The sequence below is a fragment of the Pseudarthrobacter sp. NCCP-2145 genome (assembly GCF_023708005.1).
In the GTDB taxonomy this organism is placed as follows: Bacteria; Actinomycetota; Actinomycetes; order Actinomycetales; family Micrococcaceae; genus Arthrobacter; species Arthrobacter oxydans.
In genome coordinates this window covers 12,889-39,547 of sequence record NZ_BRCG01000017.1, presented here as the reverse complement: position 1 = coordinate 39,547, position 26,659 = coordinate 12,889, and the positions used below count along the sequence as shown (strand labels likewise).

Annotated in this window: 26 protein-coding genes; 13 read left to right on the top strand and 13 right to left on the bottom strand. The window is 66.4% G+C overall.

All coding sequences use genetic code 11. From position 1 onward, the window contains the following. The first annotated feature begins 27 nt into the window (after positions 1-27). A complete protein-coding gene (locus tag NFU08_RS14890; protein WP_251424416.1) occupies positions 28-1,083 on the top strand; it encodes an FAD-dependent monooxygenase in 1,056 nt (351 codons plus the stop codon). Here the strand turns inward: NFU08_RS14890 and NFU08_RS14885 are convergent, their stop codons facing one another. The 5 genes from NFU08_RS14885 to NFU08_RS14865 form a co-directional block, all read right to left on the bottom strand. Continuing rightward, the gene (locus NFU08_RS14885; RefSeq protein WP_174177717.1) at positions 1,084-2,904 is read right to left on the bottom strand and encodes an iron ABC transporter permease; all 1,821 of its coding nucleotides are present in this window, start codon (positions 2,902-2,904) and stop codon (positions 1,084-1,086) included. It abuts the gene before it with no gap. Then, positions 2,901-3,968 carry an ABC transporter ATP-binding protein gene (locus NFU08_RS14880; protein ID WP_174177715.1) on the bottom strand — a complete coding sequence of 356 codons (1,068 nt, stop codon included), beginning with the start codon at positions 3,966-3,968 and terminating at the stop codon, positions 2,901-2,903. Before NFU08_RS14880 ends, NFU08_RS14885 begins: the two co-directional genes overlap by 4 nt. A gap of 44 nt (positions 3,969-4,012) precedes the next feature. Next, complete coding sequence (locus NFU08_RS14875; protein ID WP_251424414.1) at positions 4,013-5,089, bottom strand: extracellular solute-binding protein; 1,077 nt, start codon at positions 5,087-5,089, stop codon at positions 4,013-4,015. Positions 5,090-5,265: 176 nt separating this feature from the next. Beyond that, positions 5,266-5,706 (bottom strand): acyl-CoA thioesterase, encoded by a 441-nt coding sequence (locus NFU08_RS14870; protein WP_174177711.1) that lies wholly within the window; start codon positions 5,704-5,706, stop codon positions 5,266-5,268. Between the two features lie 73 nt (positions 5,707-5,779). Further along, the gene (locus tag NFU08_RS14865) at positions 5,780-6,283 is read right to left on the bottom strand and encodes a GNAT family N-acetyltransferase (protein ID WP_174177709.1); all 504 of its coding nucleotides are present in this window, start codon (positions 6,281-6,283) and stop codon (positions 5,780-5,782) included. A gap of 154 nt (positions 6,284-6,437) precedes the next feature. On the opposite strand from NFU08_RS14865, the gene NFU08_RS14860 reads away from it, so the two are divergent. The 3 genes from NFU08_RS14860 to NFU08_RS14850 all read left to right on the top strand — a co-directional run bounded on the left by NFU08_RS14860 (position 6,438) and on the right by NFU08_RS14850 (position 8,271). Next, positions 6,438-6,950 (top strand): MarR family winged helix-turn-helix transcriptional regulator, encoded by a 513-nt coding sequence (locus NFU08_RS14860; RefSeq protein WP_174177707.1) that lies wholly within the window; start codon positions 6,438-6,440, stop codon positions 6,948-6,950. Between the two features lie 116 nt (positions 6,951-7,066). Next, on the top strand, positions 7,067-7,348 hold the full coding sequence (locus NFU08_RS14855) for a hypothetical protein (RefSeq protein WP_229675247.1): 282 nt from the start codon (positions 7,067-7,069) through the stop codon (positions 7,346-7,348). Then, positions 7,345-8,271: a serine/threonine-protein kinase gene (locus NFU08_RS14850; RefSeq protein WP_251424412.1), complete on the top strand. Its 927-nt coding sequence runs from the start codon at positions 7,345-7,347 to the stop codon at positions 8,269-8,271. Before NFU08_RS14855 ends, NFU08_RS14850 begins: the two co-directional genes overlap by 4 nt. On the opposite strand, the gene NFU08_RS14845 is transcribed toward NFU08_RS14850, so the two are convergent. Beyond that, positions 8,268-8,945 (bottom strand): histidine phosphatase family protein, encoded by a 678-nt coding sequence (locus NFU08_RS14845; RefSeq protein ID WP_251424411.1) that lies wholly within the window; start codon positions 8,943-8,945, stop codon positions 8,268-8,270. The genes NFU08_RS14850 and NFU08_RS14845 overlap by 4 nt on opposite strands. A 117-nt stretch (positions 8,946-9,062) precedes the next feature. Next, complete coding sequence (gene purB / locus NFU08_RS14840; RefSeq protein WP_174177701.1) at positions 9,063-10,505, bottom strand: adenylosuccinate lyase; 1,443 nt, start codon at positions 10,503-10,505, stop codon at positions 9,063-9,065. 239 nt (positions 10,506-10,744) lie between these two features. On the opposite strand from purB, the gene NFU08_RS14835 reads away from it, so the two are divergent. Together NFU08_RS14835 and NFU08_RS14830 are read left to right on the top strand one after the other, a co-directional pair. Next, positions 10,745-11,047 carry a hypothetical protein gene (locus NFU08_RS14835; protein ID WP_251424409.1) on the top strand — a complete coding sequence of 101 codons (303 nt, stop codon included), beginning with the start codon at positions 10,745-10,747 and terminating at the stop codon, positions 11,045-11,047. Further along, complete coding sequence (locus tag NFU08_RS14830) at positions 11,048-12,394, top strand: PE-PPE domain-containing protein (RefSeq protein WP_251424407.1); 1,347 nt, start codon at positions 11,048-11,050, stop codon at positions 12,392-12,394. 9 nt (positions 12,395-12,403) lie between these two features. Here the strand turns inward: NFU08_RS14830 and NFU08_RS14825 are convergent, their stop codons facing one another. Further along, on the bottom strand, positions 12,404-12,829 hold the full coding sequence (locus NFU08_RS14825) for a phage holin family protein (protein ID WP_174177695.1): 426 nt from the start codon (positions 12,827-12,829) through the stop codon (positions 12,404-12,406). A gap of 273 nt (positions 12,830-13,102) precedes the next feature. On the opposite strand from NFU08_RS14825, the gene NFU08_RS14820 reads away from it, so the two are divergent. From NFU08_RS14820 to NFU08_RS14785, 7 genes are all read left to right on the top strand, one after another. Next, the gene (locus tag NFU08_RS14820; RefSeq protein WP_251424405.1) at positions 13,103-14,476 is read left to right on the top strand and encodes a polysaccharide lyase family 1 protein; all 1,374 of its coding nucleotides are present in this window, start codon (positions 13,103-13,105) and stop codon (positions 14,474-14,476) included. After that, positions 14,476-16,362, top strand: coding sequence for a pectinesterase family protein (locus tag NFU08_RS14815; RefSeq protein ID WP_251424403.1), 1,887 nt, complete (start codon positions 14,476-14,478; stop codon positions 16,360-16,362). The genes NFU08_RS14820 and NFU08_RS14815 overlap by 1 nt, the downstream gene beginning before the upstream one ends. Positions 16,363-16,421: 59 nt before the next feature. After that, entirely contained in the window at positions 16,422-17,540 is a 1,119-nt protein-coding gene (locus NFU08_RS14810) for a histidinol-phosphate transaminase (protein ID WP_251424401.1), read from the top strand. A gap of 149 nt (positions 17,541-17,689) precedes the next feature. Next, on the top strand, positions 17,690-18,925 hold the full coding sequence (pdhA, locus tag NFU08_RS14805; RefSeq protein ID WP_251424399.1) for a pyruvate dehydrogenase (acetyl-transferring) E1 component subunit alpha: 1,236 nt from the start codon (positions 17,690-17,692) through the stop codon (positions 18,923-18,925). Further along, complete coding sequence (locus NFU08_RS14800; RefSeq protein ID WP_251424397.1) at positions 18,925-19,905, top strand: alpha-ketoacid dehydrogenase subunit beta; 981 nt, start codon at positions 18,925-18,927, stop codon at positions 19,903-19,905. The genes pdhA and NFU08_RS14800 overlap by 1 nt, the downstream gene beginning before the upstream one ends. Before the next feature lie 21 nt (positions 19,906-19,926). Beyond that, a complete protein-coding gene (locus NFU08_RS20875) occupies positions 19,927-21,414 on the top strand; it encodes a dihydrolipoamide acetyltransferase family protein (RefSeq protein ID WP_285835603.1) in 1,488 nt (495 codons plus the stop codon). A 60-nt stretch (positions 21,415-21,474) separates the two neighbouring features. Beyond that, positions 21,475-22,041: a phosphatase PAP2 family protein gene (locus NFU08_RS14785; protein WP_251424395.1), complete on the top strand. Its 567-nt coding sequence runs from the start codon at positions 21,475-21,477 to the stop codon at positions 22,039-22,041. 7 nt (positions 22,042-22,048) lie between these two features. Here NFU08_RS14785 and NFU08_RS14780 read toward each other — a convergent pair whose 3' ends face one another. The 5 genes from NFU08_RS14780 to ligD all read right to left on the bottom strand — a co-directional run bounded on the left by NFU08_RS14780 (position 22,049) and on the right by ligD (position 26,608). Next, positions 22,049-22,384, bottom strand: coding sequence for a hypothetical protein (locus tag NFU08_RS14780; RefSeq protein WP_251424392.1), 336 nt, complete (start codon positions 22,382-22,384; stop codon positions 22,049-22,051). 151 nt (positions 22,385-22,535) lie between these two features. Next, positions 22,536-22,964 (bottom strand): universal stress protein, encoded by a 429-nt coding sequence (locus NFU08_RS14775; RefSeq protein WP_104186955.1) that lies wholly within the window; start codon positions 22,962-22,964, stop codon positions 22,536-22,538. 44 nt (positions 22,965-23,008) lie between these two features. After that, on the bottom strand, positions 23,009-24,301 hold the full coding sequence (locus tag NFU08_RS14770) for a PLP-dependent aminotransferase family protein (protein ID WP_251424390.1): 1,293 nt from the start codon (positions 24,299-24,301) through the stop codon (positions 23,009-23,011). 84 nt (positions 24,302-24,385) lie between these two features. Continuing rightward, positions 24,386-25,213: a hypothetical protein gene (locus NFU08_RS14765; RefSeq protein WP_251424388.1), complete on the bottom strand. Its 828-nt coding sequence runs from the start codon at positions 25,211-25,213 to the stop codon at positions 24,386-24,388. Between the two features lie 150 nt (positions 25,214-25,363). Then, a complete protein-coding gene (gene ligD, locus NFU08_RS14760; RefSeq protein ID WP_251424386.1) occupies positions 25,364-26,608 on the bottom strand; it encodes a non-homologous end-joining DNA ligase in 1,245 nt (414 codons plus the stop codon). Between the last annotated feature and the right edge of the window lie 51 nt (positions 26,609-26,659).

The window sequence follows — 26,659 nt, the reverse complement described above, 5'->3', positions numbered from 1 at the left end:
CACTACAAAAGTAGTAAAATTACGTGCATGGACACAATCTCGATTGTTGGCGGCGGCATTGCCGGCCTGGCGCTGGCCGCGGCCCTGGACCACAGCCGGTTCCAGGTGACGCTGTACGAGAAGCGGCCTGGGCTGCCGGCCGTGGGCCACGCGCTGGGGATGTGGCCCAACGCCCAACGTGCCCTTGCGCGGCTGGGAGTCCTTGAAGAGGCGCGGGCGGTCAGCCCGGTGCTCGGCAGCGGATCGGTCCGTGACGCCCAGGGAGAGCCCTGGATCACCGTCAACGCGGGGGAGATGTTCGGCATTTCCCGGGCTGACCTGCTGCGGTTGCTGGACGGTGCCGTCCCGGGAACCGTCCGCCGGATCACCAGCACCGTCAGGTCACTTCCCGACGACGGCAGCCTGGTGGTCGGTGCTGACGGCGTGCACAGCGCAGTCCGGCGGGAGGTCTGGGGCGCCGGAACGGAGGCCCGCCTCACCCCCTACCTCGCCCTCCGCGGGACCCTGCCTGCTCCGGTCAGCCAGGACGAGGTGGGCGAATACTGGGGCCGCGGCGACCTGTTCGGCATGGCTGCCGCCCGGGGAGGGTCCTTCTGGTGGGCCAGCTACCGGTCCGCGATGGGCCCGTACGGAATTGACGCAGCATCAGCCCTGGAATACGCCCGGGAGCGCTATTCCAGCCACGCGCCCGCCATCCGCCGCACGCTGGCCGCAGCCACGCCCGAAGCATGCCTGGTCCAGCGGATCTGGACAGTTCCGCATCTTGGCTCCTACGTCCGCGGGCGGAACGTGCTCATCGGCGATGCCGCCCACGCCATGCTGCCCACCCTGGGGCGCGGCGCCTGCGAGTCGCTGGTGGATGCCGTAACACTGGCTGACCTCCTCAACACGCTGCCCGAAGGCCACGCACTGCGTGCCTACGACCGGCAGCGTCGGCCAAGGACCCGCGCCCTCAGCCTGGCGTCCTCTGCCATGGGGCGCGTCGCCTTTGCGGACGGTGCCCAGCCGCTGCGTGACGGCCTCCTCAAGCTGGCCCGACGGCGGAACGCCCGCGCCGCCGTCGTCAGCGGTTCCGCCGGCTGATCAGCGCACGGGAGCTGCAGGCTGCGCGGCGTCCTCCCCGGCCACCGGCGTTCCGGGAAGCCCCGGACCGGGAACCTGGGAGGCCGGCGGGACGGCTGGCAGCTTCTTCTTCCGGGACCGCTCCCGGCTGGAGCGGCCATAGACGAGATACATGGTCACACCGGTGATGACCATCAGCAGCACCGTGTAGACGAACGTGTTGGCGACTCCGTCAACGCCCTCCGCGCCGTCGGTATTGGCCTTGATGACCAGGCCCAGCGGCTGGACCAGGGGGTGGGCCAGGAAGATCGCGGTGTCGTAGTCGTCCAGCAGGCTGTTGAAGTTCAGCGCCGTGATGGCGGCGGCCGCCGGGAGCACAAGCGGCAGGAGGATCCGCCGGAAGACGTACAGGGTCTTGGCGCCCATGATGGCCGCAGCCTCCTCCAAGGAGGAGTTGACCGAGGCGAAGGACGCCTTAAGCATGCGCAGCGTGAACGGGATCTTGACTGTGACAAAAGCGATCAGCAGGATCACGGTGGTCCCGGTGAGGACTGCCCCGCCCACCAGGGGATTGGGGTGGTCGTAGCTGATGATGAGGCCCAGGGCCAGGAGCGCGGACGGCAGGATCCACGGAATGTGGAGCAGGTATTCGAAGACCGAGGCTACCCAGTTCTTGTACTTCTGCAGCAGCCGGGCCACAAACAGGAGCCCGCCCACGGCGATCAATGCCGCCAGGGCGCTGTACACCACGCTCACGATGAACGGCCGCAGCCCGGACTGCTGGGTCAGGACCCGCTGGTAGTTCTCCAGCGTAAGGCTGCCGAACGCCAGCTCGCCCGTCTGGATCGCGGCGCCGTCGGCAAAGGAGTACAGCACAATCAGCACCACCGGCAGCGTGTACACCGCAAACAGCAGGTAGGCCACCGCGTGGACCACCACGTTGGCCACAGGGTTGGTGATGTCCTGCTTCTGCAGCGCCGAGGACACCTTGGACACCGAAAAGTACGTGCCGCCCTTTTCCAGCCGGGACATCACGGCGAGCATCAGGATGGTGGCCAGGCCCAGGATCACGGCCAGCAGCGCCGCCAGGTCCCGCGAGGTGGGGCTGTTGGTGAACGTCAGGATCATCGGGGTGATGGTCTGGAAGTCGCGTCCGCCGAGCACCTGCGGAGCGCTCAGGGCGCCGAGCCCGGTCAGGAAGGACAGGATGGTGACGGCGAACAGGGTCGGCTTAAGCATCGGCAGCACGATCCGCCGCAGGATGGTCCAGGTGGACGCCCCCAGGTTCCGGGCCGCTTCAATGGTCTGGTAGTCAACGCCTTTCAGGGCGTTGGCCACGAACAGCATGTGGTTGGTGGTGGTGGCGAACGTCATCACTACCAGGACGGCGAAGAAACCGGAGAACCACGCGGGGTCCATGCCGGGAAACACCTTGACCAGCAGGGACGTGACAATTCCCTTGTCCCCGTAGATGAACTTGTATCCGGCAGCCAGGACGATGCCGCCGTAGATGAAGGTGGACGCATACCCCAGGAAAAGGATCCTGGAACCGCGGATCCGGAAGTAGTGCGTCACCAGGACAATGAACACGCCCACCAGGTTCACCGTGATGGACAAGGCCACCGCCAGCAGGAAGCTGTTGCCCAGCGCCTTCATGGCGCGCTGGGACGAGAAGAGCTTTTCCGCGGCCCGTCCGGAAAAGCTGCCGTCCGGGAAGAACGTCGCGATCAGGACGTTGATGTTGGGCCAGACCAGGAATGCCGCGATGAACCAGGTCAGGACGGCCCCCACGATCAGTACGAAGGGGGAGCGGACCATGGCGCGAACCGCCGTGCTGCTCATGGCAGGACTGCTGCAGGGTCCCGCTGCCGAAGGGCGGCGCCTGTGTCCGGGTGGTACTGCAGAACGTGGGCAGGCTGCAGGTACACAGTGGTTTCGGTGCCGGGTCCGTGGTGGGCGCCGCCTTCTTCCTTCACCAGGAGGCGGATGTCGGCGCCGTGGCTGCGCACCACGTACCGGCTGTGAAGGCCGTGGTAGGTGCGGGACACCACCGTGCCGGGAAGTCCGACGGCGGCCCCTCCTTCAGTCGCGGGACTCAAGGACGCCTTTTCCACCCGCAGGTAGGAGTTGGCGTCCGGGCTGAGCCCCGCCCCTGAGAGCCGGTTCAGCTCCGCTACGAACTCCGGCGTCAAGGCCGAGCTGTCCCCGATGAAGTTGCAGACGAACTCCGTGGCCGAATGGTCGTAGATCTCCTGCGGCGTCCCCACCTGCTCCACCACGCCCTTGTTGAACACGGCTACCCGGTCGCTCATGGCCAGGGCCTCGTCCTGGTCGTGGGTGACGTACACCGTGGTGATCCCGAACTCGCTCTGCAAGTCCTTGAGCTGCTGGCGGAGCTGGTGGCGCAGCTTGGCATCCAGGTTGGACAGCGGCTCGTCCAGCAGGAGGATCTTGGGCCGCAGCACCAGGGCCCTCGCCACCGCCACGCGCTGCTGCTGCCCGCCGGACAGCTCAGCGACGTTCTTGGACAGCTGTTCATCGCTGAGTTCCACCCGCCGGGCAATGTCCCGGACCAGGCGGTCGCTGTCCGCAGGTTTTTCCTTCCGGACCCGCAGCCCGAAGGCGATGTTTTCCCACACGCTCATGCTGGGGAAGAGGGCATAGTTCTGGAACACCATGCCCACCTGCCTCTTGTCGCTGGGAAGCCGGGTGACGTCCTTGCCGTCAACGTGCACTGTGCCGCTGGAGGGCTGGATGAAGCCCGCCAGCGTGCGCAGCGCCGTCGTCTTCCCGCAGCCGGACGGCCCCAGGAGGGTGAAGAACTCCCCCGGGAGTACGTGCAGGTCAAGGCTCGGGATGGCGGTGAAATCACCAAAGGAAACTTCGATGTTGTCCAAGCGGATCATGGCAAACCTGTCTGGTGAATCGAAACGGGGTGGACGGAGCCGGGTTACGTCATGTACTCGAGTTCGATCTTTTCCACCCAGGCGCCCATGTTTTCCTGCACGAAGTCCCAGTCGATGTCCTGCTGCTTGAGGTCCGCGAAGAAGTCCACCACCTCGGGATTGGCCTGGGCCTCGGCTTCCTTGTTCACCGGCATCGCGTTGAACTGCTGGGCAAACTCGCCCTGCACTTCGGCGCTGCCGAACCAGTCGATGAACTTCTGGGCCTGTTCCTTCTTTTCCGTGCCCTTCACCAGGGCGATCTGTTCCACGGCCAGCGGGACGCCAACGGACGGGACCACTGTTTCCACGTTGACGTTGAAGGACTTTTCGCGCTCGGCGATGATCGAGGACGGCATCTGGCCCATGTCCACTTCACCGGACGCGATCCGGGCAAAGAGGTCGGTCTTCGCAACGGCGGGGCTGCCGTTCTGGAAGTACTGCTCCACCTGCTTCCAGCCTTCGTCCGAGACGCCAAGGTCGCCGGAGTCGTCCTGGTAGCGGCTGAGGATGCCGGCGAAGACCAGTTGTGCCGTGGCGGTGCCCAGGCCGGTTACCCGCTCGTAGCGGTCCTTGAACTCGTCCTTGGTCCACAGGTCGGTCCAGTCCTGCGGCGCTTTGTCCGCCGGGATCTTGTCCGAGTTGTAGCCGAGGAGGATGGCCTGCTTGACCAGCGGCCAGTATGTTTCACCGTCGCCCAGTTCCTTGTCCACCTCGCCCGCCCACGACGGTTCGTAGGCCTCCAGGGCGTCCTCGGCCTGGATCTGCGAGAAGTACATGTTGTTGAGCCCGAACGCGACGTCGGCGATCGGGTTGTTCTTCTCCGCGATCAGCTTGTTGGTGGCATCAGCACCGCCCGCGCCGACGATCTCGATCTTGAAGCCGGCCTCGGCGGCCTTGGCGGTCCACCATTCCCCGCGGCCCTCGCCGTTGGAGTTGGTGTAAACCACCAGGGTGTCCCCGGATCCGCCAGCCGGGGCTGAGGAGGCATCACCTGACGCCGGGGGCGATGCGTCACCTCCTCCGCATCCGGCAAGAAGGGTGACGGCGACGGCGGCGGCAACCAAAGTCTTCAATGTACGCACGATCTGGACTCATTTCTGGACTGGAATCGGAGCATGTCCGGCAAGCCTAACGCCGGGCAGGCGGAATTCACGGCTGTTATGGCTATCGATTCGATAAACAGCCCGGCTGGTTACTCTGGTCCAGTCAAGGGAACGGCCGGGGGCGTGCGGGTAAACAGGCGGTGAAGCGTCAGCGGTTACTGTGCGTCTCCAGTGAGTGTCTCCGTCAGGTGGTGGGTGGGGATCCTGTCCCGGTCGTAGGTGATTTCCGTGTAGCCGTGCGGCTCCGGCCTCCCTGACGGGCTGAGGTTCACGAAGACGATTTCCTCGATGGTGAGGATGCTCTGGCGGGTAATCATGTTGCGGACCTCGGCGCGCATGGTCAGGGATGTCCGGCCGAAGCGCGTGGCAGTCAGCCCCATTTCGATCAGGTCGCCCTGCACCGCGGAGCTGACAAAGTTAATCTCCGAGATGTACTTCGTGACGGCGCGCCCGTTACCCAGCTGGAGGATCGCGTAGATGGCCGCTTCCTCGTCGATCCACTTCAGCAGGCTGCCGCCGAACAGCGTCCCGTTTGCGTTCAGGTCCTCGGGCCGGACCCACTTGCGGGTGCGGAAGGTGATGTCTGCTGTTTCCATAGGGCGAGGTTAGCCGAGGCGCTGCAGCGGCACCCACTGTGACGACGTCCGCCCCGGGTGACGGGACGCCGGCCTAGGCCATGGCGGTCTGGGCGGCGCTGCGGGCATTGATGCTCTTGGCGTAGCAGTACGAGTGCGCCACCCCAATGTAGGGCCCAAAGTTGGGAACGGCCTCAAATCCCGAGTTTTCGTAGAAGTTCCGGCCGTCCGGCTGGGCAGATCCCGCTTCGGCCTTGATGCGCGTGTAACCAAGCTTGAACGCTTCTGCCTCGAGGGCCGCCAGTATCGAGCTGGCCACGCCTGAGCCGCGGGTGTAGGGGAGGACGTACAGGCGCTTGATCTCCGCGGTGGTGGCGTCGATCATCCGCAGCCCGCCGCACCCCACGGGCTGGCCCGAGCCTTTGTCGTAGGCCACCAGGAAGACGGCACAGTCCGCGCTCGACGGCGGCGGGCCGGGTTCGTGGTCAGGGGTACCGAAGCGGGCGTCGAGTTCGGCCTGCTGCGCGCGCCTCAGGTCAGCGCCTACGGGGTTTGACCAGGGCACCTGCCTGATGTTCAACCGCGGGTTGGTCTGCATTCTGCCTCGCTTCGCCGAAGGGTTATGCAAACCTAGGCTAGGAGGGGGCGGTTACGCCGGTGTTTCCTGCCGGTTAGTTCCCGGAGAACGCATCGCGACCCGCCTCCTGCAAGTTACTTGGCTGCCTAGTTATCAGCTGGTCTAATATGATTGCATGCGTTCTACGGGTAATGAGGGTTCCGGGTATTGGTACGGGCCCGACGGTCAGTTGGATTACAGCGCCGCGGTGTTGAAGTCCCTGCGGGACTACCGGACCGCTGAAACGGCGGTCCGCCGCTCCACCCGTGACTCCATGGGAATGGGGGAGACGGATATTCTGGCCCTTCGCTACCTGCTGCGGGTGCAGGCCTCCGGAAAGTCCGTCGTGCCCAAGGACATCAGCCAGTTCCTCGGCATCACCAGCGCTTCCACCACATCCCTTATCGACCGGCTCGTGGCCAGCGGGCATGTCCGCCGCGAGGCCCACCCCACCGACAGGCGTTCCGTCATTGTGGTCCCTACCGTCGAGTCCGACAGGGAGGTGCGCCTGACCCTTGGCAATATGCACCGCGAAATGATGGCGGTAGCCGAGGGCCTCTCGGCGGACGAGGCGCGGGTTGTGGTGGAGTTCCTGGGCCGGATGACCGAAGCGCTCCAGAAATCACACCCGGACGAAAAAAGTATCTAGCCTGACTAGCTAGATTGACTAGCAATATGTATGCTTACGAATAATCCCGAACATTTACCTCCGGAGTCGTGAGCCTGTTGGTTACCTTTACTGAGCTTTTGCCCTTGGAGTCTTCTGTGACGGGCCCTGCGTCCAGCACGCAGTGGCCGTCGGACGGCGCGGGCAGCGGCGCCGCCTTCCATTGCGGAACCGCTATGGACCTGGTTACTCCCGCTGTGGGGCCAGCCGCCGTCGTCTACTCGTTCGAACCTGAGGATGGCGGTCCCGTCCAGCTCCCGCCCGTGTGGCGCTGCGGTTGCGGCTTCCAGCTGGACGCGTGGATCCGCTCCCCTTATGCCCGCGCATTCCAGGCCGGAACCGCTGTGGACCTGCCGAACACCGCGGCCCTCTCCGCATGAGCGCCCCCTCCCCGGCGCACAGGCAGCCACCAGGCGAGCACGCCCTGGGCGGGCCCGTGGTGGCGGGCCGCTATCAGCTCAGGGACCTCCTGGGCCGCGGCACGCTGGCCCAGGTTTTCCGGGCCGCCGACCTTGACGGCGGCCCGGATGTGGCCGTCAAAGTGGCAGTTGACGACTCCGCGAAGCATTTCGAGAGGATCAGCAATGAGGCCGCGGTCCTGGCCGCCCTCAGCCACCCTTCGATTGTCAGGTTTATCGGACTGGGTGTTGTCCCCGCCGGAACACCGCTGGCGGGGCGGCCGTTCCTGGTGGAGGAGCTCGCCCTGGGCCCGAGCCTTTCGGAGGCGGTCCGCAACAGCCAGCACCATCCCGACGCCGTCGCCGGCTGGGCGCGCGGGCTCTTCGAAGCCCTGGCCCACCTTCACGGAGAAGGGCTGGTCCACCGGGACATCAAACCCGCCAACCTGATGCTGAGCGGCCTGCGGCGGAGCCCGGTGCGCATTGTCGACTTCGGCATCGTCGCGGCCGCAGGCTCACCTGCGGAACCGGGTGTCTCATCAGGAACTGTGCACTACATGAGCCCCGAGCAGGCCTCGGGAGGACCCGTTCGTCCTTCCTGGGACGTCTACGCTATGGGTCTGGTCCTCCTGGAGCTCCTCACCGGATCCAAGGCGTTTCCCGGGACGGCCATCGAGTCGCTCGTGGCCAGGACCCTCCGCAGTCCCCAGGTGCCGGATTCCTTGGGTCCCGGCTGGTCTTCCTTCATCCGGTCTCTGACCGCTATGGACAGTGCGGGAAGGCCGACGGCGGCGGAGGCCGCGGGCATGGCCGCGCGGCTCATGCCCGTACCCGTCGACCAGGCCAGCAGCCCCTGCCGCAGAATGGCGGTTTTTCCCGCCCGCCGGATCCGGCAGCTGACCTAAGACCCGGCGGTGTCCTGCCCGGTGGGGTCTTCCGCGGTGGGATCGGCCAGGGCGAGACCGCCCACCGGGCTGCCGTCCCAGTGGAGCAGTTTCCAGCCGTGGTCCGGGTCGCCTTCCAGCGCCACGATCCCGGTATTGGCCAGCACATGCCGTGCCGCGAACTCATGGTCCGCGTCCTCCGCCCGGCGTCCCGCCCAGGTCCGGATGGCAGCGCCATGGCTCACGACGGCCGCCGCCTCGTGCCGCTGGTCGAGCGCCCGCTCCACCACCCGGCGGATGGCGGCGTCAAAGCGGTCAAAGAAGGTATGGCCGTCAGGGCCGGCAGGCATCCTCCGGTCCAGGTCCCCCGCCGCCCAGGAGAAGACAGTTCCCATGTATCGCTTGTGGGACTCCTCGTCCGTGAGCTTCTCCAGGGACCCGGCTTCGATCTCGTGCAGGCCGTCCAGCACCTCGACCTCCAGGCTATGCAACCGGCCCAGCGGTGCAGCGGTGATCTGGGTCCTGATCAGTGTGGACGCATACAGGGCGCCGATGGGTTCGTTCGCCAGCGAGCGGGCCATCGCCTCGGCCTGGCGTTCGCCCAGTTCTGTGAGGCCGGGCCCCGGGTGCTCAGTGTCCAGCTGGCCGAGCACGTTACCGGGGGTTTGTCCGTGGCGGATGAGCAGCAACTTCATGCTTCCAGTCTCGCACTTCCGGCACGGTTGGATGACCCGCACCGGAAGGCGCCGGGCCCCTTGGGAGCCCGGCGCCGCCGTCGTACTCTACTGCCATCCGCGGTACTGCAGCGGGAGCTACTTGAGGTGGTCCACCAGCTGGTCCGCGATGCCGGTGTACTTGCCGGGCGTCAGCGCCAGAAGCCGGGCCTCGGCTTCTGGTGACAGGCCGAGGCTCTGTACGAATTCCTGCATGCGGGCGGCGTCCACCCGCTGGCCGCGGGTGAGGTCCTTGAGGCGTTCGTAGGGGTTTTCCATGCCTTCGACGCCGGCGATCGCCTCTGCGCGCATGACCATCTGGATGGCTTCACCCAGGACTTCCCAGTTGGTGTCCAGGTCTCCGGCCAGCACATCTTCAGCCACGTCCAGGCGCTCCAGGCCCTTGGCAACGTTCGAGATTGCCAGCAGTGAGTGGCCGAATGCCACGCCGATATTGCGCTGGCTGGAGGAGTCGGTGAGGTCCCGCTGCCAGCGGGAAGTCACCAGCGTGGACCCCAGGACGTCCAGCAGTCCGCACGAGATTTCGAGGTTGGCCTCCGCGTTCTCGAAGCGGATCGGGTTCACCTTGTGCGGCATGGTGGAGGAGCCGGTGGCGCCGGCAACCGGGATCTGGGCGAAGTAGCCGATCGAGATGTAGCTCCAGATATCCGTGCAGACGTTGTGCAGGATCCGGTTGAAGCGGGCGACGTCGGCGTACAGTTCCGCCTGCCAGTCGTGGCTCTCGATCTGGGTGGTGAGCGGGTTCCAGGCCAGGCCCAGTCCCTCCACGAAGGACTTGGAGACCTGCTGCCAGTCAGCGCCGGGCACGGACGCCACGTGGGCGGCGTAGGTGCCGGTGGCGCCGTTGATCTTGCCCAGGTATTCAGTCTTCTCGATCCGGTCCAGCTGGCGGGTGAGCCGGTGCGCGATGACCGCAAGTTCCTTGCCCAGCGTGGTGGGCGTGGCGGGCTGGCCGTGCGTGCGGGACAGCATGGGGACCGCGCGGTTTTCCTCGGCCATTGCGCTGATCTGGGCTACCAGCGAGCGTGCGGCCGGCAGCCACACGTCCTCCACGGCGCCCTTGACGCCCAGCGCATAGGACAGGTTGTTGATGTCCTCGGAGGTGCAGCCGAAGTGGACCATCGCGGTCAGGTTTTCGATGCCGATGGCCGGCAGGCGGCGGCCGATGTAGTACTCCACAGCCTTGACGTCGTGGACCGTGACGGCTTCGATGTCCGCGAGTTCGGCCACCGAGCCTGCGTCGAATTCGGTCACGATGGCCCGCAGCTGGTCCTGCTGTGCGGCGGTCAGCGGCCCGGCGCCCGGAAGGACGTTGTTGCTGGTGAGGTGGATCAGCCATTCAACTTCGACAGCAACACGGTCACGGTTGAGGGCCGCCTCGGAGAGGTAGTCCACCAGGGGCGCGACGGCTGACTGGTAGCGGCCGTCCAGCGGGCCGAGCGCGATCTTTTCCGGGGACGCGGCAAGGGCCAGGCGTCCTGAGGGCGTACGGGTGTCAGCTGTGGCGGCAGTTTCAGGCATGTGCTGATTCTTTCACGAACTCCGGCGGCCCCTTAAGCGGCGGTCATCCACGTTACTTGTCCACATAGCCGACGGCGGCCCTACAGCCCGGGACAGTCCTTCCGTAGCGTCGGGGAAGGGAAGAGGGCCGGGCGGTGTGTCCTGGCGGGCGCTACGGAAGTGGGGCGGCATGGAAGGGACAGTTGCGGGATGGGAACGGGACTTGTGGCGGCGGTGCGGGGCGTCCGTGGGGCGGAAGGGTGAGCAGTGAGCTGGCAGGGGCGGACCTGCAGGCCGACTTGCACCGGGTTTCCCAGGTGGACCAGCTGGCTGCCCGTGTGGCGGCCTGCGTGGTACGGGGAGAGGAAGTGCTTGCGGGATTCAGGGACATCCAGCTCCTGCAGTGGGAGTCGCCGGCAGGGCGGGCCTACCGGGACACCCTGGCTCTGCAGGCGTCGGCCCTGCTGCGCGCCCTCGAATCATTGATGGAAGCAAAGGCGGCCGTGGAACGGCACAGCCGCGAGACCCTGGTTGCCGGCTGCTCCTACGGCGGCAGGTTCTAGATGGCCGAGGCGACGCCGCCCGGCACCGGCGGCCCTGTCCGGGTCACCGGCCCGGAACAGGACGGCCCCCTCACAATCCGGGGCGGGGTGGGCGGCATCAGCTTCCAGCTGGAGGAGCTGGCCGCCGGCGCGGAAAAAGTGGATGCCCTGGCGGGACGGCTTGCCGGGGTGGAGGCCGAGGCCCGCCGCATTTGGGAAGAGCTCATTCCGTTCCAGGACCAGCCCCGGTGGACCGGGACCATGGCCCTGACCGCGGTGGGCGAGTCAGAACGGAGCCTCCAGGCCGTGCGGACCGAACTCCAGCGCATCAGCAGCCAGGTCCGGGCGTGCAGGCAGGAGTACGAAATGGCGGAGGCGAGGGCAGCCGCTGCCCGCGCCAATGGAATTCTTGACATCCAGGCCGAGCTGCAACGCCACGCGGATTTCTGGAGGACAGGATTCCTGAACCGCAGCGCGGCCGAGAGCCTCTCAAGCCATGCGGCAGCTGCTACTCCGCTGCTGAAAACCTTGGTGGAGGGCGTATACCCGGGAATGAGGCCACGGCCGGTGACAGTGGGCCGGCAGGAGAGCATACCCATCGACTTCGATCCTTCCCCCTCCGGATTGCTTGAACGCATACGCCTTATTGATGAACGCGGGGCGGGCTTTATCGAGGTTATTGAAGTAGAAAACGGTGGCGAAAAGGCATATGTGCTGGTGATTCCAGGAACACAACTCCATGGTGAAGGGGCGGACCGCAATCCGTTCGGCCTGAGTGGAATTGTGGAAGGCGTTGGCAACGGCTCGGAAAACGTGAAAGGTGCTGTCATGGAAGCCCTCAAAGCCGCCGGGGCCGAAAGAGGGGCCGCGGTCGTGGGCGTGGGCTACAGCCAGGGAGGCATTCACGCCATGAACTTGGCAGCCAGCGAGGACTTCCTTGACGAGTACGACCTCAAATACGTCCTGACCGCTGGATCACCTGTCGGGGGAATAACGCCGTTGCCCGAGGTCAGCACGCTCCATTTGGAACATCGAACAGACTGGGTCCCTGGGACCGACGGCGCAGCCAATCGTGATGCAAGGAACCAGGTAACAGTCACAATGACCAACGACCACTACGTTCAGATTGGGGAGGACGTCGGCATTGGTCCCGGCCACCAGCTCAGTAGCTATCAGGACGGCGCCCGGCTGGTGTCAGCAAGCTCCGATCCGTCGCTGGTGCAGTCCACTGCCGCGCTGGGTGCTGTCCTCGGCGCCGGGGGCGCGGCAACGGCCATGCGGTTTTCCCTGGCACGGACACCGGCGCCTGCGTCACATCTCCACGCCGCGGACCTCCGCCGGCGGGAACGCGGGCATGGCGGGCGGTAGGCAGGCCTGTTAGCGGCGCACTCCGGTAATCCGGCCGGCCACCAGCGAGATCAGGGTGATGATGATGGCAGCGAACACGGCCGTCCAGAAGAACGAATCGATGGTGAAGTGCACCGGTGTGAAACTGCTGATCCAGGAGGTCAGGTACAGCATGGCGGCACTGATGACGATGGTGAAGAGGCCCAGCGTGAGGATGGTGATCGGAAGGGACAGGAAGCTCACCAGCGGGCGGATGAACGCATTCACCAAGCCAAAAATCAGGCCGATGAACACATACGCCAAAGCCGTTCCGGCCACGTCCGTTCCCTGCGAGACACCCGTCTGGGCTACCGCGTCTGTTGTTGCCGCTGTGGAGATTTCCAACCCGGGAAGGATCCAGCTTGCAATCCACAGTGCCAACCCGTTGATGAGGACGCGGCCAATGAAAGAGAGCATGCGCCCATGTTTTCACACCTGCCTGTGAGCCAGGTGCAGGAGACGGCTGTCCCCTCGGGGCGTCGGCTGGAGTCGGCCCTGCGCAGGCACCCTCCCGCAGCGACTGTCACACGCTTGCATGCCACTGTGACAACGCTGCAATTCATTTTGTCAAGGATCAACTAAGGCCTTGACATTCAGAAAGCGGTTTCTCATAGTAGAGAAATCGCTTTCCGACGTGCAGGCCGTCGCCTGTGCCGAAGCGTGGTTCATTCCAATGGAGGAAGAGAGATCATGCGTCACAAGAAGCCCCTAACACCCGTGTCCGTGGTGGCGGCCCTTGCCGTTTCACTGCTCGCAGCACCAGCCCCCGCGTTGGCATCGCCCGCGCCGCAGGCGGACCCAACAGCCCAGACCGCCCGGCAGCCGCTCGAACGCCAAGTACTGCCGGAAAACGACGGTTGGGCGGCGGCGGGTGCCGGCACCACCGGCGGGTCCGCCGCCGGCGCGGACCGCGTGTACGACGTTTCCAGCAAAACCGAACTCCGTGCCGCCTTCGCAAGTGGCGGCACGGACCCGAAGGTCATCCGGGTCCACGGGGACATCGCGGCCAACGTGGACGCGAGCGGCTCTCCGCTCAGCTGTGAAGACTATGCCAGCGGCACCGGCTATTCCCTGGCGCAGTACCTTTATGATTTCGATCCCGCCCGGTATGGGACAACCAGGGAACCTGAGGGCGCCCAGGAAACTGCGCGGCGCGCAGCAGCGGCCAAGCAGGCCGCCACCATCCGCTGGGACATCCCGAGCAACACCACCATTGTGGGCGCTGGCCCGGACAGCAGCATCACGGGTGCAGCACTGCGGATAAACCGCGCCGGGAACGTGATTTTCCGGAACCTCACCGTGCGCGATGCCGCCGACTGCTTTCCGGCCTGGGATCCGACCGACGGCGCCACCGGCAACTGGAACAGTGAGTATGACCTGCTGCAGATCATCAACGGTTCCACCAACGTCTGGGTTGACCATTCCCACTTCACCGACGCCCCCAACCTGGACAGCGCCCAGCCCAGTTACTTCGGCCGGCCCTACCAGGTCCATGACGGGGCGGTTGACGTCACCAACGGCTCGGACCTCGTCACCATGTCCTACAACCGGTTCTCCGACCATGACAAGCTCCTGCTCATCGGATCCACGGATTCCACCAACCGGGGTGACGCCGGCAAGCTGCGCGTAACAATCCACCACAACGTGTTTGAGAACGTGGGCCAGCGGGCACCGCGGGTCCGCTACGGCCAGGTGGACGTCTACAACAACCACTTCAAGGCCTCCGCTGACTCTGAGGTCCCCTACGGATATACCTTCGGGGCAGGGGTGGAATCGCACCTCTACGCTGAGGCCAACGCCTTTACCCTTCCCGCAGGTACCCCCGTCGCCTCGCTTATCGGCTATTTCAAGGGCAAGGCCATCGCCACCACCGGAAACGCGGTCAACGGCAAAATCGTCGATCTGCGGGCAGCCTACAACGCAGCTGCTCCGGCGGACCGTCAGCTGGGTGCCGATGACAGCTGGACGCCGGTGCTGCGGACCCATGTGAACGCCGCCCAGGCCGTTCCCGCCCTTCTCGCGGACGCCGTCGGGCCCGTCTTTACGGCTGGGGAGGCCAACTGATGCGACGCCTCAAGCCCAGCCGCCGTTCAATCCTGGCTGCTGTTGCGGCTGGAGCAGCGACGGCCGCGGCGGGAATCTCCGGACCGGGCGCTGCGCGCTCGCAGGCCGCCGTCCGCCCCGCCAATGCGTCCCCGCAGGGCCGGACCCGTCCGGTGATCTTCGTGGTGGGGGACTCAACCTCGTCGGCCTACCAGCAGTCGGAACGGCCCCGCGCAGGCTGGGGCCAGGCGCTCCCCCTGCTGCTGGGGCCGCAGGCAGGGGTGTTCGACTACGCATGGTCGGGCGCGTCGTCCAAGAGTTTCGCCGACGCCGGCCTCCTCGATGAGGTGGCGGCAATGCTCCAGCCAGGGGATTACCTGCTGATTTCCTTCGGACACAATGACGAGAAGGTCCAGGATCCGGCCAGAGGCACCGACCCCCAGACCACGTTCAAGGAATACCTGCAGAAGTACATCGACAGTGCCAAGGCCCGCGGCGCGAAGGCCGTGCTGGTCACGCCTGTAGAACGTCGGCGGTTCAGCGCGCTCGGCGTTGCCCAGGATTCGCACGGCGCCTACCCCCAGGCTGTCCGGGAGCTTGCCGCTGCGACGGGGACGCCCCTCGTGGATCTCACCGCTTCCTCCAAGGACCTGTGGCAGAAGCTCGGCCCAGAAGGGACAAAGTCGCACTTCCTCTACGCGTCGCCGGGCCAATATCCGCAGTACCCGGAGGGCGTGGCGGACAACACCCACTTCCAGGCGGAAGGCGCCCTTGCCGTGGCCCGGCTGGTGGCCTCGGAGCTGCAGGCGCTGCAGGCAGTCCCGCCGGGATACTTCCAGCATGTTGATGCCCAACTGGACCCCCTCGGCGGAATCCACTGGCCCAGCGAACGTCCCGTCGACAAGCCCGTGGTCCTGGAGGTCGGGGCAGCATCCGTGTTCCGGACCGTGCAGGCAGCCGTGGACGCCGTACCGGCCGGAAGCACCCACCGCACCCAGATACGCATCGCTCCCGGAACCTACCGGGAACTCATCAGGGTGCCGGCCAACAAACCCAGGATCTCGTTCATCGGTCTGGGGGAGAGGGCAGAGGATGTTGTGCTGGTCTACAACAACGCCTCCGGCACCGCGAAGCCTGACGGCACCGGACCTTATGGCACGGGCGGAAGCGCCAGCGTGCGGATTGACGGGGCGGATTTCACGGCGGCGAACCTCACGTTCAGCAACGACTTCGACGAAGCCGCCAACCAGGAGATGAAAAACCGGCAGGCGGTGGCGCTCTTCCTGACGGGCGATCGAGCGGTCCTGCGCAATGTCCGGTGCCTGGGAAACCAGGACACCCTGCTGGTTGATTCGCCTGCCCGGGGAGTGCAGTCACGGTTCTTCTTCAGCGACTGCTACGTAGAAGGGGACGTGGACTTCATCTTCGGCCGGGGTACGGCGGTGTTTTCGGGCTGCGAGATCCGGTCCCTGGACCGGGGATCTGACAGCAACAACGGCTACGTGTCGGCCGGCAGCCTCAACATCCAGATCAAACACGGCTACCTGTTCACGGGCTGCCGGTTCGTCTCGGATGCCGCGGCAGGCACCGTCCACCTGGGCCGTCCCTGGCACCCGAGCGGCGACGTGGAGGCGGTTGCCCAGGTGCTCATCAGGGACTCCTGGCTGGGCGCCCACATCTCCGGTCAGCCCTGGACGGACATGAGCGGATTCTCCTGGCAGGAAGCGCGCTTCCACGAACTCAACAACAACGGTCCGGGATCCCGGGTCACCCCCACGCGGCCCCAGCTCGACCCGGCCGTGGCCGGGGAGTACACGCTGGAGGCCTACCTGCGCGGCACGGACGGCTGGGCGCCGCAGCTGGCGGGCACCAGGGCGGACAGCGCCGCGGCACCGTCCGGCACCTAGGCCAACAGTGTGCGACCAGCCTGCTTCCCTCCTGCAGCACGGGAAGTAGGCTGGTCTGCATGACGTCTTCTGAGACCCTCACGGGTGGTGTCCAGCCCCGTCCCGTGGTGGCCCACCTGCCCCGCTATGCCGCTGGGAAGCCGCCCGCCGCCGTTGACGGGATGGCCAGCTACAAGCTGTCCTCCAATGAAAACCCGCTGCCCCCGCTACCCGCTGTCCTTGATGCCATAGCGCACCAGACCGACTTCAACCGGTACCCTGATCCGCTCAGCAGCAGGCTGCGCGCGGAGTTGTCCGGCTTTCTGGGCGTGCCCGCCGAGGATATTGTCACTGGCGCGGGCAGCCTGGGCGCACTGAACCAGCTGCTCGCCACGTTTGCCGGACGGAACGACGACGGCACACCGGACGAAGTGGTCTACGCCTGGCGCTCCTTCGAGGCGTACCCCATCAGCGTGGGACTCTCCGGGGCCGAAAGCGTGCGCGTCCCCGTCACTGCCGACGGCAGGCATGACCTCCGGGCCATGGCGGCAGCCGTGACCGCCCGGACCAGAATGGTCCTCCTGTGCACACCCAACAATCCCACCGGACCCGTCCTGGGCACTGCCGAAACAGAGGAATTCATCAGGCGCGTCCCACCGCACGTGGTGGTGGTAATCGATGAGGCCTACCAGGAATTCGTCAGGTCTGAAGATGCCGTGGACGGGCTTGCCATGTACCGCAAATTTCCCAATGTGGTGGTGCTCCGGACCTTCTCGAAGGCACACGGCCTGGCCGGGCTCAGGGTCGGCTACAGCGTGTCCAGCCCCGTCCTGACGCAGCACATCAGGGTGGCAGCCACCCCCTTTGCCGTGTCCCAGATTGCCGAGACGGCCGCGATTGTTTCGCTGCAGAACTACCCCCAGGTTGTAGAAAGAGTACAAAGCCTGGTGGAGGAACGCGAGCGTGTCACGGCGGGGCTGCGGAGCCTTGGCTGGGCTGTTCCTGACGCGCAGGGGAACTTCGTATGGCTGGACCTGGGCGAACACAGTGCCGGATTTGCTGAACTTGCGGGCACCCAGGCGCTGTCAGTGCGGGCGTTCCCCGGCGAAGGGGTGCGGGTGAGCATCGGCGAGGTGGACGCCAACACCAGGTTCCTCCAGCTGTGTGCGAAATATACAAACGCGCCACGGGGTTCCTAGCGCTTAACAAGTAGCTCGGCGCGTACCTACTGAAGATAAAGTTAGGATCAGTAAAGCAATATATATGCCGCGCCGGGAATCTATTCCTCTTGAGGCATATATCCCAGCGACATTGCACTGCATCCGCATGCGGCAAGCGAGGAGACGGTATGGGCACACATCTGCCTTCCACCGAGTTCGACGGAACAGCGGTAGACGACCAGCGTGAGGCTGATGCCGAGGCGGTCATGGGCGAGCCCCCCGCGCAGATGGTCCAGCTCCTGGGCCCCGACGGGAAGCTGGGCTTCGACCCCGTCTTCACCGGGTACGCGGGGAAGGTTACCCCGGAGGTTCTTCGAGGCCTTTACGCGGACATGGCGGCCATCCGGCGCTTCGACGTGGAAGCCACTGCGCTGCAGCGGCAGGGACAGCTCGCGCTTTGGGTCCCGCTGACCGGCCAGGAGGCCGCACAGATCGGCTCCGGCAGGGCCAGCCGGCCACAGGACTACATCTTCCCCACCTACCGTGAGCACGGCGTCGCTTACACCCGCAACGTGGACCTCGCCGAACTCCTCCGGCAGTTCCGCGGAGTGTCGAACGGCGGCTGGAACCCCAAGGACACGAACTTCCACCTCTACACCCTGGTCCTGGCCGCCCAGACGCTCCACGCCGTCGGCTATGCGATGGGCATCCAGCGCGACCAGAAATTGGCGGCAGCGCAGGGCAGCGGGGAGGAAGCCGCGGTCATCGCCTACTTCGGTGACGGGGCCAGCTCCGAGGGGGACGTCCACGAGTCAATGGTCTTCGCCTCCTCCTACAACGCGCCCGTGGTGTTCTTCTGCCAGAACAACCACTGGGCCATCTCCGTCCCCACCAATGTCCAGACCCGCGTGCCGCTGTCCAACCGCGCCAAGGGCTACGGCTTCCCGGGGATCAGGGTGGACGGCAACGACGTCATCGCGGTCCACGCCGTCACCGAATGGGCCCTGGAACACGCCCGCCAGGGCAACGGTCCTGTCCTGATCGAGGCCTTCACCTACCGGGTGGGCGCCCACACCACGGCGGACGACCCCACAAAGTACCGCCACTCCGCAGAGGAAGACGCGTGGCGGGCAAAGGATCCGCTTGCCCGAGTGGAAAAGTACCTGCGCGCCGAAGGCCTGGCCGACGACGCGTTCTTCGCGAAAGTGAAGGCCGACGGCGACGAACTCGCCGCGTACGTCCGACGCACCACCCATGACCTTGAAACCCCGGACATCCGCTCCGCCTTCGCCAACACCTACGCCGAGGCGCATCCCCTGGTGGCGGAGGAGCTCGCATGGTTTGAGGAATACACCGCAGGGTTCGAAGGCGGAGACCTGCCGGCCGAACCTTCCGGACAGCCCGCAGCAAAGGCAGGCCACTAATGACAACCATGACCATTGCCAAGGCCATCAACGAGGGCCTTCGCGAGACACTCGCCAGCAATCCAAAGTCCCTGCTGATGGGGGAGGACATTGGTCCGCTGGGCGGGGTCTACCGCGTCACGGACGGCCTGATCGGCGAGTTCGGCCCCGACCGGGTGGTGGACACGCCGCTGGCTGAATCGGGAATCATCGGAACTGCCATCGGCCTTGCGCTCCGGGGGTACCGGCCGGTTTGCGAAATCCAGTTCGACGGGTTTGTCTTCCCCGGCTTCAACCAGATCACCACGCAGCTGGCCAAGATGCACGCGCGCAGCAATGGCAACCTCACCGTCCCGGTAGTCATCCGCATCCCCTACGGTGGCGGCATCGGTTCCGTTGAGCACCACTCCGAATCGCCGGAGGCACTGTTCGCCCACACTGCCGGCCTGCGCATCATCACCCCCTCCAACGCGCATGACGCCTACTGGATGGTCCAGCAGGCCGTGGAGTGCCAGGATCCCGTCATCATTTTCGAGCCCAAGCGCCGCTACTGGCTCAAGGGCGAGGTGGACACCGCCGCGCCGGGCCGGGCAGAGGATCCATTCAAGGCCCACATCCTCCGCGAAGGGACGGACGCCACCGTCGTGGCATACGGCCCCCTGGTGCCGGTCGCGCTGGCGGCCGCGAACGCCGCGGAAGAGGACGGCCGGAGCGTGGAGGTGATCGACCTGCGGTCCATCTCCCCGCTGGACTTCGACACTGTCGCAGCCTCCGTGCGGAAAACCGGGCGGCTGGTGGTGGCCCACGAGGCGCCCACCTTCGGCGGAATCGGCGGTGAAATCGCCGCCCGGATCAGCGAGCGGGCCTTCCACTCGCTCGAGGCGCCGGTCATCCGGGTAGGCGGCTTCCACATGCCCTACCCCGTTGCCAAGGTGGAGGAAGACTACCTTCCGGACATCGACCGCATCCTGGAGGCGCTGGACCGCGCCCTTTCCTACTGAGGCTTCCCAACCGAGGACACCATGACTCTCAACAAGTTCAACCTGCCTGACGTCGGCGAAGGGCTCACCGAGGCCGAGATCGTCTCCTGGAAGGTCAAGCCGGGCGACGCCGTCGCCATCAACGACGTCCTCTGCGAGATCGAGACGGCCAAGTCCCTCGTGGAACTTCCCTCGCCCTTCGCCGGGACCGTCACTGAACTGCTGGTCCCGGAAGGGGTGACCATCGACGTGGGCACCGCCATCATCAGCGTCAGCGACAACGTGTCCGGAGACCCCACCCCGGCGGATGTCCGCGCGCCTGAGGCTCCCGCGCAGCCGCTCTACGGCAAGCTTCCAGCGTCCGACGGCGGCACGGCAGACAGTGCGCAGGCCGCGGAAAGTGCCCTGGCAGGCGGGCCCCTGGTGGGCTCCGGCCCCAAGGCCGACGCCGTCAAGCGCCGGCCGCGGAAGACGTCCCCCTCCTCCTCCCTTTCGCGCAACGCTCCGGAGGTGGAGCCCGTCCAGCCCCATTCGCCGGCCGAAGTGACCCAGGACCCGGGCCCGGCAACAAGCCCGGCCGCCGACGTCGACAACCGTCCCACCCTGGGAGGCACCATCACCGGGCTGGTCAGCCGCGTGCTCGCAAAGCCCCCCGTCCGCAAGATCGCCCGCGACCTGGGCATCGACCTGGCAGACGTGGTGGCCACCGGATCCCGCGGCGAGGTGACCCGCGAGGACCTGGTGAGCTACCAGGCCCAGCGGGACGCGGAACTGGACAAGGCGGACGGGTTCTGGGGCAAGGCGGGCAAGCCGCAGGACCAGCGCATCGAGCGCATTCCCGTCAAGGGCGTCCGGAAAGCCACCGCAAAGGCCATGGTGGATTCCGCGTTCGCGGCACCGCACGTCAGCATCTTCGTGGACGTGGACGCCAGCCGCACCATGGAGTTCGTCAAAAGGCTCAAGGCGTCCCGGGACTTCGAGGGCATCAAGGTTTCACCTCTGCTCATCCTCGCCAAGGCAGTCATCTGGGCCGCTGCCCGGAACCCCAGCGTCAATGCCACGTGGGTGGACAACGCCGACGGAACCGACGGCGCGGAAATCCAGGTCAAGCACTACATGAACCTGGGCATTGCGGCAGCCACGCCGCGGGGGCTGATGGTGCCGAACATCAAGAACGCCCAGGACCTTTCCCTGAAGGAACTGGCACTGGCGCTCAACAACCTGGCCGTTACGGCCCGGTCCGGAAAGACGAAGCCCGCCGAGATGCAGGGCGGCACGCTGACCATCACCAACATCGGAGCCCTGGGGATCGATACCGGCACACCCATCATCAACCCCGGCGAGGTTGCCATCGTGGCCTTCGGAACCATCAAGCAGAAGCCGTGGGTCCTTGACGGGGAAGTGATCCCGCGCTGGATCACCACGCTGGGCGGATCGTTCGACCACCGGGTGGTGGACGGCGACCTGTCCGCCCGCTTCATGGCCGACGTCGCCGCCATCCTGGAGGAGCCCGCGCTCCTCCTCGACTAGGACAGGACACTGGCAATCAGCGGCAGCACCCTCCGCGCGAAGAACAGGGCCGCGCGGTGGGTGACGGAGGCCTTCCAGCCGCCCGTGGTGGTCAGCATCCAGCTGCTGATCAGTCCCATAGCGCAGCCGGGCTTTCCCGGAACAGTGGGGTACGGTGCGCTGGCAGCCCTGTTCGTCTGCGTGCTTCCGCTGTTCCTGCTGCTGATGCTCGTCCGGCTGGGGAAAGTCACTGACCACCATGTCAGCGACCGCCGTCAGCGGGCCCCCGTGCTGCTGATGGCGCTGGCTTCCATCCTGGCCGGGCTCCTGGTGCTGGCGGCAGCGGGCGCCCCGCAAAGTGTGGTGGTGATGGTCCTCGCCGTGGTGGCAGGGGTGGTGGTGCTGGCGGCAATCAGCCCGTTCTGGAAGATCAGCGGGCATGCGGCGGCGATGTCCTCGGCGGCAGTGATCAGCGTGCTCATGCTTGGTCCGGCGTGGCTCCCGCTGCTGCTCCTGGTGCCTGCCGTCGGCTGGTCCAGGGTGATGCTGCGCGCCCACACCGTTGCGCAGGTGGTCGCCGGTTCGCTCTTCGGCGGCGTGGTGATGGCCGGGATATGGTTCGCCCTCCAGGGCCGGATGGTGGCTTAGCCCGGCCTCAGTAGGCGGTGTAGGCGGTCAGCATCTCAAGGGTGGCCGGGTCCGCGGTGGTACCCAGGGCCACGGCAGCACCCGTCATGAGGACAGCCATGGCCGCTGCCATCCCGCCCCAGGCCGTCAGGAGCTTCCAGTCCTCCCGGAGCACGCTGCCCACCGTCTCGGGGAGCTTGATCCCCGGCGCGATGAGGTTGGGGGCGCTGTCCACGCTGCCATCATCCAGTAAAGCCACGACGCGGTCGTTGCTGCGGTCAACGCGCATGGAGCAGATGTGGTTGCCATGGCGGGCGAGGAGGATGTCGTGGCCGGCAAGCTGGCGGCGCTGGAGGGTGATCAATGGGGCCCCTTGATGGTGGTGGATGCTGGGTGTCCGCACCGTTGGGGGCTCCTCCAATTTTATCGCCGGGGTAGAGCCGGGAACGCGCTTTCGGGCGTGAGAACGGACACCATGCGGGACGCGCTGACCGCATGGTGTCCGTTAAACTCTGCTATTCGGCGTCGTACGTATTGGCGATGTAGACGTCGCAGGGCGCGTTGTGGGCCACGCTGTTGGCAACGCTGCCAAGCACGCGCCCGATGCCGTGCATCCTGCGGTTTCCCACCACGATGATCCGTGCGTCCATCCGCAGGGCTTCCTTGATGAGGGCGTCGGCCGGCCTGCCGCGGGCGGCGGAGTACGTGACCTTGATATCCCTGCCCAGCGACTCCGCAACTGTCCGCGCCACATGCTCGGCGGCATCGGCGTCGGACACGATCCAGCGGTCACTGCCACTGCCGAACACCTCGGTTCGGTCGCTGTCGAAGGCGGATACCACGTGGAGCGAGGCGCCAAGGGCTGCTGCGAGGTCGCGGGCCGATTCGGCCGCCTTCTTGGCAGTTGCGCTGCCGTCAACCCCTACAACGATGATTCCGCTCATGTGTGCTCCTTTGCTTGGTTTCAGTAGCGCTGGTCAGGCCAAGGCTACAGCGCGGCGATGGCTTGCTGAAGCACCGGCGCCAGGCGGCGTACCCCTTCGGCGATGGCCTCGGGCGGGACGGCGCTGAAGGCGAGGCGCAGCTTGTTGGAAGGGTCGTCCGACGGCGTGAAGGCGGCTCCCGGGATAAACACGACGCCGGCGTCGATCGCCTTGCGCAGCAGGGGGTAGGTGTCCACACCCTCGGGGAGAGTCACCCACACGAAAAAGCCGCCTTCCGGACGGGTCCATGTGGTGCCCGGCGGCATGTGTTCCTCAAGGGCTGCCAGCAGTGCGGCGCAGCGCTCGGCGTACAGCCCGCGGTATGTCTCGATCTGGCCCCTCCAGTCGTAGTCGCGGAGGTAGGCCGAGACCAGCATCTGGTTGAAGGCGGGCGGGCAGAGCGTTACGGCCTCGGCTGCCAGGTAGTAGCGGCGCTGGAGGTGTTCCGGGACAAGCGCCCAGCCGATCCTGAGGCCCGGGGCGAAGATCTTGGAAAAGGACCCCATGTAGATGACGTCATCCGGATTCGCCGCCCGCAGCGGTGCCAGCGGCTCGCCGCTGAAGCGGAGCAGTCCGTACGGGTTGTCCTCCACCACGAGAATATTCGCACTGCGGCATATATCGACGATCCGTTGGCGCCTGCCCGCCGCCAACGTGATGCCCGAAGGGTTGTTGAAGTTGGGGATGGTGTACAGGAACTTGATGTTCTTGCCGGCCAGTTGAAGGGCGGCAATCCGTGCCTCCAGCTGCTCCGGAACCAGGCCTTCGTCGTCCATCTCCACGGTTTCCACCTGGACCTGGTATGCCTCGAAGGTGTTGAGGGCGCCCACATAGGTGGGATCCTCCACCAGGACCACGTCGCCGGGGTTGCAGAAGACCTTCGTGGCCACGTCCTGGGCGGACTGCGAACCGGCGGTGATCACCACGTTCTGCGGCAGCGCGTCCGTGATGCCTTCTGCGGCCATCACTTCGCAGATTTGCGTGCGGAGTTCCTCCGATCCCTGCCCGCTTCCGTACTGCAGGGCGGTCAGTCCGTCCTCGGCAATGATCTTGGCGGCTGTTGCGGCAAGGCGGTCCAGCGGGAGGGACTGCAGATAGGGGCTTCCGCCGGCGAGCGAGACGAGCCCGGGCCGCATGGAGATATCGAAGACGTCCCGCACTGCTGACTGCCGGATATTCGCGGCGCGTTCCGAAAAGAGTTCTTCGTGGCGGTGCGCGGAGGTCGCCGCCCGCTCGATGGCATCAATGGCTTCTGCTGGCAGCGTCCCTGCTGCGGCGTCGAGTGTTTCGTGGCTCACATCATCAGGATACAGCGAGGTGTTGCCCTAAAAGCAACACCTGTTTATATATACGCCACAGGTTGAGGCTGACGCCCACACTCTTTAATCGAGGCTCAGCACTTCCTCAAGGGTGAGGCCATTGACGTAGATCTCTGCCCTGATGGCGCCGACGGCAGCCACCGCTGTCTGCGTGAGCTGCGCTTCCAGCCGGGGGAGGTCGCACGCTCCGCCGGGGCGGAGGCTTCCGGCCAGGTAAACCGTCACGGTGGTCCCGTCAAAGCTGCCCGAGAGGAACTTCAGGCGTGAGCTGGCAAGGGCGTTGTAAAGATCCGCTTCCGGACCCACTGCAGCTGCGCTGCCTGGCGGGTCAATCAGCGCGCCGACCGCCGCAGGAAGGGCCTCCCCGGCAACGGAAGTTTCATGGGGGACGCCCACCAGGCTGTCGTTGCAGCCAAAACGCACACCGTTCCGGCCGCCGTCGTCCAGGAGCACGTAGTACGCCGTCACCGTGTGCGGCGCGGCCGGAGTGCCGGTGGGCCCGGGCTTGCCGGAAGCCCGCAGCACTGCAGCACCGCCAAGGTCCTGCGGGGCTTCGGTGCCGGGAGCGGGGGTACTTGGCGTGGAAACATCCGGTGCCGGGGCGCTGGGCCCGCCGGCCCCGGCGGAGAAACCGGCCGATGCCTGGTTCAGTGATCGGGCAGGGGGAGCGGCCGTCTCCGTCCGGGCAGCATCCTGCGGCTGCGGGGAGGGAGCAACGGGCGGCGGGGCGGCATGTGTACTGCTGCTGATGGCGAGCGGAGCGGGCGGTGCGGGGGTGGGTTCCAGGGGTGCTCCTGCCGCGCAGGCGCCGAGCCACAGCGGAAGCGCCAGGCTGGCTGCTGCTGCCGTCCGCAGCCCTGCCCTGCGCCTTCCTGCACTTCGTGCCCGCATGAGTCCACCGCAATCCCGTCCGGTTTGGTGGATTAACGTTACGGCTGGCGCCCCGGCCCGGGAATGCCGGGAAGGTACCGGTTGGGACAAGAGTTGATCACGGGGCAGCGCCAGCCCGGACCCGCGCCAAGTTTGCGGACGGAGCCGCCGTCAGGACGCCGGCCGGCCCGGCCACTCTTTGCCCGCCCAGGGGTCGTAATCGGCTATCAGGTCTTCCTGCGGCGGACGCTCGCCCTCTGGGACGTGCTGCAGGTTCACCCGCACCCGGTACCAGAGCGAGCTCGATCCGCGCATCCCGTCCACCAGCACGTCGGCCGGATGCAGGGCCGGAACAAGGTCCGTGTGGCGGGATTTCCATTCGTCGAGGGCGGCCTGCGCTTCGGGCTTTGTCCTGGTCCGGGCAACTTCAATGAGCGGCATCGCCGACTGCCGGCGGCCGGAGCCGTCGCCGCTGCGCGGTGGCTTTTCCGCAGGGCCGAGCTCCGCGGCCAGTGCCAGGAGCCCATCCAGGCTGCCCGCGGCGTCATCGATACCGGCGTGCGGGTCGCCCAGGTCCGCGAAACGCCGGGGCACCGTGAGTACCGTGAACTGGTCCGGCCTGGCGGTCCGGACCTCGTCCCAGGTCAGGGGGGTGGAGACCCGGGCGTCGGGCAGTGGCCGCACCGAGTAGGCGGACGCCACGGTGCGGTCCTTGGCGTTCTGGTTGAAGTCAACGAACACACTCTCGCCGCGCTCCTCCTTCCACCACCGCGCGGTGGCGAGGCCGGGCGCGCGGTTCTCCACCTCGCGGGCAAGGGTCTCGGCGGCGAGCCGGACCTCCCGGTAGGTCCACCGCGGCGCGATGCGCACCAGGATATGCAGCCCGCGCGAGCCGCTGGTCTTCGGCCACCCCGCCAGGCCGGCGTCGTCGAGCACGTCCCGGGCCACGAAGGCGGCGTCCACGATCTGGGACCAGTCCACGCCCGGCATCGGATCGAGGTCCACCCGGAGTTCGTCTGGGTGTTCCAGGTCCTCCGCGCGCACGGGGTGGGGGTTCAGGTCGAGGCAGCCGAGATTAACCACCCAGGCCAGTCCGGCGGCGTCCCGGATGACGGCTTCCTCCGCTGACGTCCCCGAGGCGTAGTGCAGGGTGGCGGTGTCGATGAAGTCCGGGTGGTTTTCGGGCACGCGTTTCTGGAAAAACGGCTCGGCGTCGATGCCTTTGGGGAAGCGCTTGAGGACCATCGGCCGTCCCCCGGCCCCGCGGAGGGCCCCGTCGGCGACGGCGAGGTAGTACTCCACCAAGTCGAGCTTCGTCAGCCCGGGTTCGGGGAACAGCACCTTGTCCGGGCTTGAGATGCGGACCTCGGTCCCGGCGATGGTGAGGATCTCGGCCGGGGTCTTTGAGGGACTCATGCGGTCACGGTAGCAACGATCAGGTGCGGCAGCCAGAGCAGCGCCGGCGCG

Bases quoted from the DNA above. Each gene is read 5' to 3' on its own strand.
- NFU08_RS14860 (WP_174177707.1), top strand. From the start codon at position 6,438: ATGCGTTCTACGGGTAATGAGGGTTCCGGGTATTGGTACGGGCCCGAC.
- NFU08_RS14830 (WP_251424407.1), top strand. From the start codon at position 11,048: ATGGCCGAGGCGACGCCGCCCGGCACCGGCGGCCCTGTCCGGGTCACC.
- NFU08_RS14885 (WP_174177717.1), bottom strand. From the start codon at position 2,904: ATGAGCAGCACGGCGGTTCGCGCCATGGTCCGCTCCCCCTTCGTACTG.
- NFU08_RS14865 (WP_174177709.1), bottom strand. From the start codon at position 6,283: ATGCAGACCAACCCGCGGTTGAACATCAGGCAGGTGCCCTGGTCAAAC.
- pdhA (WP_251424399.1), top strand. From the start codon at position 17,690: ATGGGCACACATCTGCCTTCCACCGAGTTCGACGGAACAGCGGTAGAC.
- NFU08_RS14775 (WP_104186955.1), bottom strand. From the start codon at position 22,964: ATGAGCGGAATCATCGTTGTAGGGGTTGACGGCAGCGCAACTGCCAAG.
- NFU08_RS14810 (WP_251424401.1), top strand. From the start codon at position 16,422: ATGACGTCTTCTGAGACCCTCACGGGTGGTGTCCAGCCCCGTCCCGTG.
- NFU08_RS14890 (WP_251424416.1), top strand. From the start codon at position 28: ATGGACACAATCTCGATTGTTGGCGGCGGCATTGCCGGCCTGGCGCTG.
- NFU08_RS20875 (WP_285835603.1), top strand. From the start codon at position 19,927: ATGACTCTCAACAAGTTCAACCTGCCTGACGTCGGCGAAGGGCTCACC.
- NFU08_RS14825 (WP_174177695.1), bottom strand. From the start codon at position 12,829: ATGCTCTCTTTCATTGGCCGCGTCCTCATCAACGGGTTGGCACTGTGG.
- NFU08_RS14765 (WP_251424388.1), bottom strand. From the start codon at position 25,213: ATGCGGGCACGAAGTGCAGGAAGGCGCAGGGCAGGGCTGCGGACGGCA.
- NFU08_RS14880 (WP_174177715.1), bottom strand. From the start codon at position 3,968: ATGATCCGCTTGGACAACATCGAAGTTTCCTTTGGTGATTTCACCGCC.
- NFU08_RS14820 (WP_251424405.1), top strand. From the start codon at position 13,103: ATGCGTCACAAGAAGCCCCTAACACCCGTGTCCGTGGTGGCGGCCCTT.
- NFU08_RS14815 (WP_251424403.1), top strand. From the start codon at position 14,476: ATGCGACGCCTCAAGCCCAGCCGCCGTTCAATCCTGGCTGCTGTTGCG.
- purB (WP_174177701.1), bottom strand. From the start codon at position 10,505: ATGCCTGAAACTGCCGCCACAGCTGACACCCGTACGCCCTCAGGACGC.
- NFU08_RS14845 (WP_251424411.1), bottom strand. From the start codon at position 8,945: ATGAAGTTGCTGCTCATCCGCCACGGACAAACCCCCGGTAACGTGCTC.
- ligD (WP_251424386.1), bottom strand. From the start codon at position 26,608: ATGAGTCCCTCAAAGACCCCGGCCGAGATCCTCACCATCGCCGGGACC.
- NFU08_RS14850 (WP_251424412.1), top strand. From the start codon at position 7,345: ATGAGCGCCCCCTCCCCGGCGCACAGGCAGCCACCAGGCGAGCACGCC.
- NFU08_RS14870 (WP_174177711.1), bottom strand. From the start codon at position 5,706: ATGGAAACAGCAGACATCACCTTCCGCACCCGCAAGTGGGTCCGGCCC.
- NFU08_RS14800 (WP_251424397.1), top strand. From the start codon at position 18,925: ATGACAACCATGACCATTGCCAAGGCCATCAACGAGGGCCTTCGCGAG.